Origin of the sequence: Kitasatospora sp. NPDC059827 (assembly GCF_042731675.1) — a bacterium.
In the GTDB taxonomy this organism is placed as follows: domain Bacteria; phylum Actinomycetota; class Actinomycetes; order Streptomycetales; family Streptomycetaceae; genus Kitasatospora.
Window position 1 is genome coordinate 18,043 of the sequence record NZ_JBHWIV010000094.1, and the last position, 13,164, is coordinate 31,206.

A 13,164-nucleotide genomic window follows, 5' to 3' on the forward strand; every position below is an offset into this window, starting at 1 on the left:
CGCCCCGGCTGCCTCCTTCCCGGCAGCCGGGGCCCGTCACGTCCGGAGATGCCCACCCATGTTCCAGTTGCCCCCGCGCGTGCTGTTCGGCGCCGCCTACTACCACGAGTACCAGCCGTACGAGCGACTCAAGGAAGACCTCGACCTGATGGCCGGGGCGAAGTTCACCGTGATCCGGGTCGGCGAGTCCGTCTGGTCCACCTGGGAGCCTACGAGCGGCCGCTTCGACCTCGACTGGCTCACCCCCGTCCTCGACGGCGCCCACGAGCGCGGCATCGCCGTCGTCCTCGGCACCCCCACCTACGCCGTGCCGCCATGGCTGGCCCGGCAGTACCCCGAGATCGCCGGCGACCGGGAGACGGGCCGGCCCATGGGCTGGGGCGCCCGCCAGGAGGCCGACTTCTCCCACCCGGCCTTCCGCCACCACGCCGAACGCGTCACCCGGGCGATCCTCGACCGCCACGCCGCGCACCCGGCCGTCATCGGCTTCCAGGTCGACAACGAGCCCGGCCTGCGTCTGCCCCTCAACGAGGGCGTCTTCCAGCGCTTCGTCGACCACCTGCGCCACACCTACGGCGACGTGGAGACGCTCAACCGGGAGTGGGGCCTGGTCTACTGGTCGCACCGGCTCTCCACCTGGGCCGACCTCTGGCGGCCCGACGGCAACCAGCAGCCGCAGTACGACGTCGCCTGGCGGGCGTTCCAGGCCCGCCAGACCACCGAGTTCGTCGCCTGGCAGGCCGACATCACCCGCGAGTACGCCCGCCCCGACCAGTTCGTCACCACCTGCCTCGCCTACAACCACCCGGCGATGGAGGACGACGAGATCACCGACGCCCTGGACGTCACCGCGGGGAACCCGTACTACGACATGCAGGACGCCCTCACCCTGCCCGACCCCACCCCGGACGACCACGAGCAGTGGTGGAAGACCACCGGCGTGTGGGCGCTGTACCAGAGTGCCGACCGGATCTTCTCCTCCCGCCAAGAACCCTTCCTCGTCACCGAGACCAACGCCCAGGCCATCAGCGGCACTTCGGAGAACCACCCGGCCTTCGACGGCCAGTGGCGCCAGGCCGCCTGGGCGCTCGTCGCGCGCGGCGCGCGGATGATCGAGTACTGGCACTGGCACACCCTGCACTTCGGCGCCGAGACGTACTGGGGCGGGATCCTGCCGCACAGCGGCAAGCCCGGCCGGGTCTACGCCGAACTCGCCCGTCTCGGCGCCGAGTTCGAGACCGCCGGGCCGCTGGTCGCCGGGATCGAGCCCGACGCCGACATCGCGATGGTCTACTCGATGCCCAGCAAGTGGCTGATGCAGAAGTACCCGCCGCTGGCGAAGCCGAACGGCGATCCGGACCCGACCTCCTACCACCGCATCTTCGACCCCTTCTACCGCGGTGCCTTCGAGGCCGGCCGCCAGGTGCGCATCCTGCACGCCCGCCGGCTCCACGACGCCCGGGGCGAGCGCGCGGGTCTGGCACCCGACGAGGCCTCCCGGCGCCACCCCGTGCTGGTCGTCCCCGGCCTCTACCTCGCCGAGGACTCCCTGCTCGACTGGCTCGCGGCCTACGCCGGGGCCGGCGGCCACCTCGTCCTCGGCCCCCGCACCGGCTACGCCGACCAGGAGGCGCGGGCCCGCCACGAGACCGCCCCGCCGCGGCTGACGGCCGCCGCGGGCGTCCGGTACGACGAGTTCAGCAACCTGACCGCGGACCTCCCCGTGCGCTCCGCCCCCGGCAGTCCGCTGGACCTGACGGCGGGCGCCGTCGCGACCCGCTGGGTCGAGGGCCTAACGGCCACCGACGCCACCGTGCTGGCCGGCTACGAGCACCCCCACTTCGGCCGCTGGCCCGCCGTCACCACCCGCGCCCACGGCGCGGGCCGGGTGACCACCGTCGGCACCGTGCCCGGCCGCGACCTCGCCCGGGAGCTCGCCGCCTGGCTGGCCCCGGCTGCCGTCGGCGCCTGGCGCGACCTGCCCGCTTCCGTGACCGCGACGACCGGCACCTCCCCGGACGGACGCCGTATCCACGTGGTCCACAACTGGAACTGGCAGCCCGTCGACGTCCCGGCCCCCGTGGCGCTCACCGACGTCCTGAACGGCACCGCCGTCACGGCCGGCGAGCCGCTCTCCCTCGGCGCCTGGGACGTACGGGTGTTGGTCGCGAACTGAACGCGAAGGCGGCGCACCTGCTCGGCGGCGTCCGAGGACGAGGAACCCCGGCCGCCGCGCGGCCGGGGTTCCTCAGGACGCCGGGTACCGGTTCCCGGATGGAGCGGGCGGGGTCAGCGCTGCAGGGTGAGCACGCCCGGCCGGTACGGCAGTTGGATGTAGGAAGTGCCGTCCGAGTTGGGGTTCCTGCCCTGGTAGAGGAGCTGCAGGTTGCAGGGGTCGACGGTCATGGTCTGGTCGGGGTTGTTGCGGACCAGGTCACCGTGGCTGATGTCGTTGGTCCAGGTGGCACCGCTGTTGGCCAGGCCGGCGAAGGGGTTGCTCGCGGTGGCGGCCTGCGGGGTCCACGAGCCGTTCAGGCTGGTGGCGGTGAAGGAGCGGAAGTAGCGGTGCTCGTTCGCGTCCCGGGCCTCGACGATCATGAGGTACTGGTTCTGGCCCTGGACCTTGTAGACCTGGGGCGCCTCGAAGAGGTTCTGCACCGTGTCGCTCATGACCGTGGTGTACGAGGAGCCGAAGTTGCCGGGGAAGTTGCCGATCGGCATGCCGGCCCGGTAGATGCTGCCGTTGTCACCGGCGAAGAACAGGTACATGTTCTGGTCGTCGGCGATCAGGGTCGGGTCGATCGGGCCTCCGGTGGGGAGGCTGCCGGTGAACAGCGCCTGCGGCGCCGACCAGCCGTTGGGGTTGGTGGGGTCGCTGGACGTGCGGTAGGTGAAGGGCCAGGCGGTGCCCCACCCAAGTGAGGCCAGCACCCAGGTGTTCTTGGGCGCGAAGTAGAACAGCTGGGGCGCCACCGCGGACGAGGACATGACGGTCTGGGTGGCCGAGGCCATGCCCGACCAGTTCGTGAAGGGAGCGAATCCCATCGACTTCCACGACGTTCCGTCGGAGTAGGTCGCGTAGACCAGGTGCTTGCCGTTGTAGACCACGTCGGTGAAGTCCTTGAGCGCGGCTCCCCCGTTCACCGGCTCCGCCAGCGGACCGGTCGAGGTCCACCGGTACGTCGACGGGAGAGCACACGTGGTACCCGTCCCGGACAGGCCGGTCCACTGCTGGTTGCCGGCGCCGCTGCAGTTCCAGAGCTGCACCGCCGTGCCGTTGGCCGTACCGGCGCCCGACACGTCCAGGCACAGCCCGGACTCCACGCCGACCACCGTGCCGTCGGCGTTCACCCGCCACTGCTGGTTCGCGGCGCCGGTGCAGGACCAGATCTCCACCCGGGTGCCGGCCGTGGTGGCGTGGCCCGGAACGTCCAGGCACTTGTTGCCGTACACGGTCAGTTGGTTGGCGGACGTCACCGTCCACTGCTGGTTGGTCCCGCCCGTGCAGTCCCAGATCTGCAGGAGCGTGCCGTCGGCCTGGCCGCCGTTCGGCACGTCGAGGCACCGACCGGAACCCGTACCACGCAGGGCACCGCCGGTGGCCGCCTGCGCCGGAACTGCGACGAGCATCGCCGCCAGCGCCACCACGGCCGCGACCACGGCGGTGAGCACTACGGACGGAGGTCTGCGGGTGGAACCCTGTCCGGGCATGGGGATCTCCTTCTCTGAGACGTGCAGCTTTCACACGGCTCGTTGTTGTTTACATGCCTGCAACCTGACGGCACGCGCCAGGAGTTGGGATCGGCCGACGACGAAGCCTCACGTCTGCTCGTCGGATCTCGGAAGCCCCCCGTACGAGCGCTTCTCCCGGCAGGAGCGAGGGAGCGGGCGCAGGGGTGCACCCCCGGCCGGCCGTGGGCGGAGGCGTTGCCGGCGGCCGAGTCGGTGCGGATGGACTGCGGCTCGAATGTTAACGCTAACAATCCAGGGGCGAAGTAGTCCTCCTGTCGACAGGCGACGAGATCTTCGATGTGAGCGGAGTCAATACCCGCCCGCCTGGGCACGTCAAGATGTCTGCAACGACTTTCGCAACCGGGGTGGCCGACCCCCACACCACGCACACCGCCGTCGCCCCGACCGGCCCTTGGGCACTACCTGCCGCAGTGTCATCTTTCAGTCGACGCGGCCGGCCTCCACAGAGCCCTGAAGGTCCACAGCAGGTTGGAGCTACTGCTGTAGGTGCACTGCTTGGTGACGGAGCCCGACGCGACGCCGCCGCCCCCGACGCGCGGTCCGCCGTGCCTACGGGACGGGCCGGGCGGCACGGATGCCGCGTGGGGACACCCCGAGTTCACGACGGCAGGTCTTGTTGAACGCCTGGAGGTCGGGGATGCCCACCGAGGCGGCGACAGCCGGGATGGAGAGCGTGGTGGCGTGCAGGAAGTGCCGTGCCCGCTCCATCCGCCGGGCCCGGATGTAGCCGACCACCGTCTCTCCCGTGGCAACCCGGAACAGCCGCGTCAGGTGGTTGTGGGAGACGCCGACTGTCTCCGCGATCTCCGGCACCGTCAGGGGCTCGGTCAGCCGCGCCTCGATCAGGGCCACTGCGGCTGCCACCGCAGGATGGACGGCCTGCGCGCTCCGTTCCCGTGGCGGGGTGAGCCCGGCGATCCGCCACAGGGCACCCCACACCTCGGCGACCGCCCGCGCGGGCGTGTGCGGCCAGGCGGCCAACGCCTGCTGCAGCTGCGCGGTGAGGAAACCCAGTTCCGGACCGGCCTGCTGGATCACCGGAATGCTCCTGGCCGCTCCCCCGACTCCCAGCCGGAGGTGGACGTAGAGGTGCTCGGAGCGGCCTCGGTAGCGGTAGCGGACTTCGGTCCCGGGCGGTACGAGGCTGACCCGGCCGGGACGGATCGAGTGCTCGGTACCGTCGACCGTCAAGTCGGCCTCGTAGCCGTACAGATGGAGCTGCCACAGGTCCGGCAGCGAGAACACGTCCTCGTGGCCTGCCGGCCCGTGCACGCCGGTGCCGACGGCGGCGACTTCCGGCGGCTCGTCGAGACGGGCAATGGCCGCGTGCATGGTCACGTGTTCTACCACGGCGTCCGCAGCCCGATCCAGGGGTGTGCACCTCGGCTCACCCTCGGGCGGCATGGTGATAATCGACCACAACTGGGTGAACCAGGCCCACGCGGCGGGACCGCGGGCAGGCCTAGCGTGGCCGCCATGGAGAACGAACAGGAACTGCTCAGCTCAGTACAGATGGCGCGCTTCGTCGCGCGCGGATCGCTGCGGCTGGACGCGGTGGTCCCGGCGTCGCTGAACGCCGAGGGCCTGGAGGTGCTGGCCGACGACGTGCCGCCGGTGCCGTACGGGACACCACTGTCCGCGGCCTACCCCGAAGGCTCGTTCGTCCGCAGGCTGCTCGAACTGCCGCGGGTCGCAGGGGCCCTGCGCAGCCTGGTCGGCCCCGAGCCGTGGGTGGACCACCACTTCGTGCACACGCGCGAACCTCACGGCGGCGAGGCCCAGGCGCTGCACGGGGATGCCATCATCGACGTCCGGCCGGACGCCTTCGACGTGCAGCTGATGTACTACCCGCAGGCGGTGACGCTGGAGATGGGCGGCACCCTGAGCGTGCCGGGCAGCCATCTGCGCCGGATCAACGAGTCGGACACCGGCCGCTACCAGAACCTGCGCGGCCAGGACCGGCTGGTCTGCCCGGCCGGGACGGTGGTGTTTCTGCACCACGGCCTCTGGCACGGGGGCCGGCGCAACGACAGCGACACGCTGCGCTACATGTTCAAGATCCGCTTCAATCCGACGGTGCGTCAGCAACGGCTGTGGGACACCTCGGATCTCCACGATCCGCAGGTGGACGCGGAGTTGGACGCGATGTTCCCGTGGTACGAGGGAGCGACCGGTCGCCTGGAGCGGTACAACCGCATCCTGCTGTGGCGGGCGCTGACCGGCGACGACAGCTACGACCTCGACCACTGGGTGACCAGGGTCTCCAACCGCCCCCAGGGGAAGGCGTCATGACGACCGACACGACCACCACGACCACCACGACCGACACAGCCCGGCAGCAGGTGCTGGTGCTCTACCTGTCCAACTCCGCACTGGACTCCTCCGTCGTCGGCTGGGCGAGGTACGACGGCACCGGCCGCACCTCTCCCACCACCGGCGACAGCGACGAGCCGCCGTACGGGACAGGAGTGGCGGCGCTCCGGGACGGCTGGCGGCTGTTCCAGGCCGCTCAACTGATCCCGCCGCACCCGGGTCACGAGTACGATGTCTCCTTCCTCAAGCACGAGTTCTTCTTCGAACGGATCGTCGACACCCCGGCAGCGGAGTGACGATGACGCCCCTTCGGGCCACGGTGACGGGTGCCGCCCCCGTGCCCCCCGGCCGCCGCACTGCCGAGGGTGCGACCCGGCTCGCGTCGTGCACTGGATCAGGACCATCCCCTGAACGAGGACGAAATGACTGAGGCGAATCTCGTCGTGCTGTCGGCCGCTGACGCGGCCCTCACGCTCGACACCACCGGACCGGAACTGCCCCGGGTGCTGCACTGGGGCGCCGATCCCGGCTTCCGCGCCGGCGACGCCGCGCAGGTCCTCGACGCCATGGGCCGCACCCGGCACCACCAGGCCGGGAGCCTGATGCCCTCCCAGGGGCAGGGCGCGGGCTGGTTCGGACGTCCGACCCTGGCCGGGCACCGCGACGGCCGGGTCCGCCCTCCGCGCTTCGAGCTCGCCGAACCGGTCGCCGTACGCGCCGAGGACAGCCGGGGCGGCACCGTCAACGTGCGGGCCCAGGACCCCGGCGCGGGGCTCGCGCTGCACACCGAACTGCAGATGACCGAGCAGGGCGTGGTGCGGCTGCGCCACACCCTGACCAACACGGCGGCGGACACCTACACCCTGGAGGTGCTGGCGTGCGTGCTCCCGGTGCCCGCCCACGCCGCGGAACTGCTGGACTTCACGGGCCGCTGGGCCCGTGAGCGCTCCCCGCAGCGAGCCCCGCTGCGGCACGGCGTGTGGTCGAGGGAGAGCCGGCGCGGCCGCACCGGCTTCGACGCCGGACTGCTGCTCGCCGGCACCGAGGGGTTCGGCTTCCGGCACGGCGACGTCTGGGGCGTGCACCCCGCCTGGAGCGGCAACCACGTCCAGTACGCGGAGCGCCTCCCCGACGGGACGACCGTCCTCGGCGGCGGCGAACTGCTCGCCGCGGGTGAGATCCGGCTGGCGGAGGGCGAGTCGTACCGGACCCCGTGGGTGTACTTCGCTACCTCCGGCACGGGCCTGGACGGGATCAGCCGCGGCTTCCACGACCTGCTCCGCAGCCGCCCCCAGCACCCGAACACCGCCCGGCCCGTCACCATGAACATCTGGGAGGCCGTCTACTTCGACCACGACCCCGAACGGGTACGCACCATCGCGGACACCGCGGCGACGGTCGGCGTGGAGCGGTTCGTCGTGGACGACGGCTGGTTCCGCCACCGCCGCCACGACCGCGCCGGCCTCGGCGACTGGTACGTCGACGAGAAGGTGTGGCCCGACGGGCTGCGCCCGCTCGCCGACCACGTCCACGGGCTCGGCATGCAGTTCGGCCTCTGGTTCGAACCCGAGATGGTCAACCCCGACTCCGACCTCGCCCGCGCCCACCCCGACTGGTTCCTCGCCGACCCCGAACGCCTCCCGTACGAGCAGCGCACCCAGCACGTCCTGGACGTCGCGCACCCCGACGCCCACGCCTACCTGCTGGAGCGGATCAGCACCCTCGTCGGGGAGGTGGGCATCGACTACATCAAGTGGGACCACAACCGCGACCTCGCCGACGCCGTCCACGACGGTCGCCCCGGCGTGCACGCCCAGACCACGGCGGTCTACCGGCTCCTGGACGAACTGCGCGGCCGCCACCCCGGGCTGGAGATCGAGTCCTGCTCCTCCGGCGGCGCCCGCACCGACCTCGGCATCCTCGAACGCACCGACCGGATCTGGGGATCGGACAACATCGACCCGATCGAACGCCAGGCCATCCAGCGCTGGACCGGCCTGCTCCTGCCCTACGAGCTGATCGGCTCCCACGTCGGCTCCTCCCCCGCCCACATCAGCCACCGCACCACCGCCCTCGCCTTCCGCTGCGCCACCGCCCTGTTCGGCCACGCCGGCATCGAGGCCGACATCTCCGGCTGGCCGCGGGAGGACCTGACCGCGCTCGCCGCGTGGATCGACGCCTACAAGCAGCTGCGGCCGCTGCTCCACCGCGGCGACGTCGTCCGCACCGACCACCCCGACCCGGCCGCCTGGGTCCACGGCGTCGTCTCACGGGACCGGGCCCACGCCGTCTTCGCGTACGTCCAGCTGGAGACCTCCGCCGCCGAGAACGGCGCGCCCGTACGCCTCCCGGGCCTGGAGCCCGAGACCCGCTACGTCGTGCGGGTGCGCCCCGAGCTCTCCTCCCCCGAACACACCTGGCCCGCCTGGGCTCGGCGCACGGCCGCGCTCACCCTGACCGGCCGGTACCTGGCCCAGGTCGGCCTGGCCGCTCCGGGCCTGACCCTCTGCCCCGGCCAGGCGCTGGTCGTCGAGGCGCAGGCACAGCCGTCGGCCTCGTAGGAGTGATCCTCCGCCCCGGCTGCAGGAGCAGGACCCCGGCAGCCGGGGCGGAGGTGTGTCGAGGGCTCCGGCGAGCTCTGGTTCACGCCGCCTCCGGCAAGTCCGGCTGGCCGCAAGTCTCTTGACGCACCGCCACCGTTTCCTTGGGTTGAACCAGGAATCGAAGCGCTTCGATCGACTCATCCGACCGGCAACCACCGCATCGAGCCGCTCACGGAGCGCCGCGGCGAGGCGCGCCGACGGTGGAGGAAGCACTCGGGCACCAGCCGTCCCGGCAGGCCCGCTCGCCCCCGACCGGCCCCCGGGCCGGCGTCTCTCGGCCGGCCCCCTGTCCACCACGTTTCTCGGGAGCACACACACCCGCCATGACCACGGTCCCGCTTCCTGCGTCAGGCCTCAGGGGGTGTCAGCCGGGCCACGACGTCGGCGCCTTCCCGGACGAAGACCGGGATGCGCTCCAGCGGGGCATCGGCGTCCAGCGTCGTTCCGCCCTCCAGCACACCGCCGGTGGCCGGGTCGCACCAACGGGTGCCGGACGGCAGGTACACCCGGCGGGCCCGGACGCCCGCCTCGTACACGGGTGCCACCAGCAGGTCGGGGCCGAGCAGGAACTGGTCGTCCACCTCCCAGGTGCGCTCGTCCTCGGGGAAGTCGAAGAACAGCGGTCGCATGGGCGGGGCGCCGGTGCGGTGGGCATCCTCGGACAGGCCGTGCAGGTACGGGCGCAGGCGCTCGCGCAGCAGGAGGTGGTCGCGGAGGACGCCGTACGCCTCCGCCCCGTACGACCAGACCTCGTTCGGCCCGCCGGTCATGTCCGTGGCGAAGGCGGGGTAGTTGGGTGCGCGGTCCCCGTGCAGCCGCATGACCGGGCTGAAGGTGCCGTACTGGAACCACCGGATCAGCAGCTCACGGTACGCCGGGTCGTCGGGGTCGCCGCCGAAGAAGCCGCCGATGTCGGTGTTCCACCAGGGGATGCCGCTCATCGCGACGTTCAGCCCCGCCCTGATCTGGCGCCCGAGGGAGTCGAAGGTCGTGGGGATGTCACCGGACCACAGCAGGGCCCCGTGGCGCTGGCTGCCCGCCCACGCCGAGCGGACCAGTGACAGCGGCCGGTCCTCGCCCACCGCGCGCAGGCCCTCGGCCACCGCACGGACGTGCTCCAGCGGGTAGAGGTTCGCGGCCTCGGCGGCCGGCCCGGCCGCGTAGACGGCGCGGTCGGCGATCCCCGGGGGCACGTCGGGTTCACAGGCGTCCAACCAGAAGCACGCCACCCCCAGCGAGCGGTAGTTGTCGTTCAGCCGCCGCCACAGTTCGGCGCGGGCTCCGGGGTGGGTGGCGTCGTAGTACGCCATCGGATGGATCAGAGCCTGCCCGCTGTGCCGGGACGGCCACGGGAAGGTCAGCAGGCCGCCACCCGCGTCCCGTACGAGGTGCCCGGCCGAGCGGAGCCCGTCGTACGCGTCGCTTCCGGGCTCGACGGTGGGCCACACCGAGACGGCGAGCTTCACTCCGAGCTCCGACAGCTCCTCGACCATGGCGGCGGGGTCGGGCCACTCGCTCTCCTCGAAGCGCCAGTCGCCCATCCTCGGCCAGTGGAAGAAGTCGCAGACGATGACGGACAGCGGAAGTCCGCGTTCCTTGTACTCCCGGGCCACCGCGAGGAGTTCGTCCTGGGTGCGGTAGCGCAGCTTCGACTGCCAGAAGCCCGACGCCCATTCGGGCAGCAGGGGCGGACGGCCGGTGGCCAGGGTGTAGGCGTCCAGGATCCGGGCCGGGGTGTCACCGGCGGTGATCCAGTAGTCGATGCGCCCGCCGCCGTCGGCGGTCCACCGGGTGGTGTCGGCGCCCAGTTCGACGCGGCCGGTGGCGGGGTTGTTCCAGAGCAGTCCGTAGCCGCGCGAGGAGTGCAGGAAGGGGACGGCCGCCACGGTGTTGGCCTGGACGAGGTCGATCACACAGCCCTTCTGGTCCAGGCGTCCGTGCAGGTGCTGCCCCAGGCCGTGCAGCCGTTCGCCGGCGTAGGCCTCGAAGGACTGTTCCGTCCGGCCGCCCGCCGCGTGGACGCGGGATTCGGCGTGGTGGGTGTGCGGGCTCCGCTCGGCGAGGAGTTCGCGGCCCGACACGGCGTGGTGGAACCTCAGTCGGCCGTCCGCCGAGGCCTCGACGGCGATGCGGCCGTTGACCAGGCGGGCACAGCCGTCGTCCGAGACGGACGCTTCGGCCTGCGGGCAGGACGAGGGGGCCTCCAACGCCCCGGGGGCGGCGGGATCGATGCTCCCGGACGCGGCGCGCACCCGGAGGGCGTCCTGTCCCCAGGGCTCGATGCGGAGGACTTCTGCGGCGGTGTGCCGTTCCAGGCCTCCCGCGCGGATGCTGTAGGACAAGGGTGGTTCCTCTGTTCACGTGGCGAGTGGATGCCGTCGGATGCGGGCGGATGCGGGCGGATGCGGGGCCCCGTGCTTGGGGGTCGGACCGTGGACGACGAAGTACTCCAGCGACTGGTCCTCGACACTGAACTGCACCTGGCCCACCGACTCGGAGCCGACCTCGTAGGACACCCTGCCCGGATGGTTGACGAAGACGCCGTAACCCCGGTTCGTCAGATGGAACGGGACGTTCTTGTACGCCTGCTCGCTGCTGGTGCCGCCGTCCGCCTGCCAGATGTCCACCACCTGACCGTTGCGCACGAACGGCGTGAACCGCTCCCCCAGGCCGTACACCAGCTCCCCCACCCCCAGGGACAACTGACCGAGCATGTGGTGGCGGCCCTCGGCGTCGGTGACAAAACCGGTGCCGCGCTCGCCCACCGTGGTCAGCACCCGGCCGCCCGCGGTGAACTTCATCGGACAGGTTCCTCCGTCCGCGCACCATGCGCGGTGATCAGACCCCGGAACCAGTCGTAACTGTCCTTCGGGGTACGGGCCAGAGTGTCGTAGTCGACGCGGACAAGACCGAACCGCTGCTCGTAGCCGCGCGCCCACTCGAAGTTGTCCAGCAGGGACCACACGTAGTAGCCGCGCACGTCGACACCGGCCGCGACGGCGTCGGCGACGGCGGCGAGGTGGCCCGCCAGGTAGGCGATCCGTTCGGTGTCGTAGACGCGGCCGTCGGGGGTGACGCTGTCGGCCTCGGCGGAGCCGTTCTCGGTGATCCAGAGCGGCGGGAGCTGCGGGTAGCGGGCGTCCAGGTCGACGAGCAGCTCGGTGAACGCGGACGGGACGACGGGCCAGCCCATGGTGGTGAGCCGGGTGCCATAGGGGTTCGACTCGGCGACGCCGATGTCCGCGGCGGTGCGCAGTCCGGGTTCGGCCTCGTGGTGCGGGGCGGCCTCGACGGTGACCGGCCGGTAGAAGTTGATGCCGACGAAGTCCATTGGCGCGCCGATGAGTTGCAGGTCTCCCGGTCGGCGCCAGGGGCCGTCGGCCAGGCCTTCCCAGGTCTCGGCCTCGTGCGCGGGGTAGCGCGCGGCGAACAGCGGCTCGGTCCAGACCTCGTTGTGCAGCACCTCGGCCCGACGCAGGGCTGCGAGGTCCTCGGGCCGGTCGGAGGCGGCGTGCAGGCGGTCGAGGTTGAGCGTGATGCCGACCTCGCCGGCGCCGGCGGCCCGTAGCTCCCGGACGGCCAGTCCGTGGCCGACCAGCAGGTGGTGGGCGGCCGCCAGGGCCCCGCGGCCCTCCCGGGCGCCGGGCGCGTGCCGGCCCTCGGCGTAGCCGACGAAGGCGGAGCAGAACGGCTCGTTGAGGGTGATCCAGCGTTCGACCCGGTCCCCGAAGCGGTCGGCGGCGACGTTCGCGTACTCGGCGAAGGCCTCGGCGGTCTCGCGGACCCGCCAGCCACCGCGGTCCTCCAGGGCCTGCGGCAGGTCCCAGTGGTAGAGGGTGGCGGCGGGCGCGATGCCGGCGGCGAGCAGTTCGTCGATCAGCCGGTCGTAGAAGTCCAGGCCCTTCTGGTTGACCTGGCCGGTGCCCTGCGGCAACAGGCGCGGCCAGGAGAGCGAGAAGCGGTAGCCGTCGACGCCGAGCCGGCGGAGCAGGGCGACGTCCTCGGGGTAGCGGTGGTAGTGGTCGCAGGCGGTGTCGCCGGTGGCGCCGCCGAGGGTACGGCCCGGGGTGTGGCTGAAGGTGTCCCAGATGGACGGGCCCCGGCCGTCCTCGTCGTGGGCGCCCTCGATCTGGTAGGCGGCGGTGGCCGCGCCGAAGCGGAAGCCCGGGGGCAGTTCCGGGAAGTCCAGGGTACTCACGTCACCTCATGGGGTCTCGGGCAGTTCGGGCACGGGTCGCGGTGGTGCGGTCACCACGTCGGCGCCAGCCCGCGCTCGCGCAGCCAGGCCAGCTGGACGGGCGGGTTCGAGCCGCAGCCCCCGACCCACTGGGTGCCCTCTCCCACGCCCCGGTCCGGAGTGTCGTGGCCCTGCCCCCGGCTGTCCACGACCAACTGGGCACAGCCGGCCGCGGACCAGAACAGGTGCTCGGTGGGCAGCCCGCGGCCGCCGCTGTATCCCATGTAGGTGACGACGACGGGCAACGGGCCTTCCGCA

9 protein-coding genes and 1 pseudogene are annotated in these 13,164 nt (G+C 72.0%); 4 read left to right on the top strand and 6 right to left on the bottom strand.

Going from position 1 to position 13,164, the window contains the following annotated elements; all coding sequences use genetic code 11:
* Window positions 1-58: 58 nt before the first annotated feature.
* A complete protein-coding gene (locus ACFV8H_RS35485) occupies window positions 59-2,176 on the top strand; it encodes a beta-galactosidase (RefSeq protein WP_380408106.1) in 2,118 nt (705 codons plus the stop codon).
* A gap of 113 nt (window positions 2,177-2,289) precedes the next feature.
* On the opposite strand, the gene ACFV8H_RS35490 is transcribed toward ACFV8H_RS35485, so the two are convergent.
* Both ACFV8H_RS35490 and ACFV8H_RS35495 read right to left on the bottom strand, forming a co-directional pair.
* Window positions 2,290-3,711 carry a non-reducing end alpha-L-arabinofuranosidase family hydrolase gene (locus tag ACFV8H_RS35490; protein WP_380408108.1) on the bottom strand — a complete coding sequence of 474 codons (1,422 nt, stop codon included), beginning with the start codon at window positions 3,709-3,711 and terminating at the stop codon, window positions 2,290-2,292.
* A gap of 591 nt (window positions 3,712-4,302) precedes the next feature.
* Window positions 4,303-5,085, bottom strand: coding sequence for a helix-turn-helix transcriptional regulator (locus ACFV8H_RS35495; RefSeq protein ID WP_380408110.1), 783 nt, complete (start codon window positions 5,083-5,085; stop codon window positions 4,303-4,305).
* A gap of 144 nt (window positions 5,086-5,229) precedes the next feature.
* Between ACFV8H_RS35495 and ACFV8H_RS35500 the strand changes: the two genes are divergently transcribed.
* From ACFV8H_RS35500 to ACFV8H_RS35510, 3 genes are all read left to right on the top strand, one after another.
* On the top strand, window positions 5,230-6,045 hold the full coding sequence (locus tag ACFV8H_RS35500) for a phytanoyl-CoA dioxygenase family protein (RefSeq protein ID WP_380408112.1): 816 nt from the start codon (window positions 5,230-5,232) through the stop codon (window positions 6,043-6,045).
* Window positions 6,042-6,362: a hypothetical protein gene (locus ACFV8H_RS35505; RefSeq protein WP_380408114.1), complete on the top strand. Its 321-nt coding sequence runs from the start codon at window positions 6,042-6,044 to the stop codon at window positions 6,360-6,362. The genes ACFV8H_RS35500 and ACFV8H_RS35505 overlap by 4 nt, the downstream gene beginning before the upstream one ends.
* A 126-nt stretch (window positions 6,363-6,488) precedes the next feature.
* The gene (locus tag ACFV8H_RS35510; protein ID WP_380408116.1) at window positions 6,489-8,627 is read left to right on the top strand and encodes an alpha-galactosidase; all 2,139 of its coding nucleotides are present in this window, start codon (window positions 6,489-6,491) and stop codon (window positions 8,625-8,627) included.
* 389 nt (window positions 8,628-9,016) lie between these two features.
* On the opposite strand, the gene ACFV8H_RS35515 is transcribed toward ACFV8H_RS35510, so the two are convergent.
* From ACFV8H_RS35515 to ACFV8H_RS35530, 4 genes and pseudogenes are all read right to left on the bottom strand, one after another.
* Entirely contained in the window at window positions 9,017-11,011 is a 1,995-nt protein-coding gene (locus ACFV8H_RS35515; protein WP_380408118.1) for a TIM-barrel domain-containing protein, read from the bottom strand.
* Between the two features lie 75 nt (window positions 11,012-11,086).
* Window positions 11,087-11,467 (bottom strand): annotated as a pseudogene (locus tag ACFV8H_RS35520) (alpha-xylosidase); the annotation flags it as partial.
* Entirely contained in the window at window positions 11,467-12,867 is a 1,401-nt protein-coding gene (locus ACFV8H_RS35525; RefSeq protein ID WP_380408120.1) for a GH1 family beta-glucosidase, read from the bottom strand. The gene ACFV8H_RS35525 and the pseudogene ACFV8H_RS35520, both read right to left, overlap by 1 nt.
* Window positions 12,868-12,917: 50 nt before the next feature.
* On the bottom strand, window positions 12,918-13,164 hold a 247-nt coding region (locus ACFV8H_RS35530), incomplete at its 5' end, for an acetylxylan esterase (RefSeq protein ID WP_380408122.1).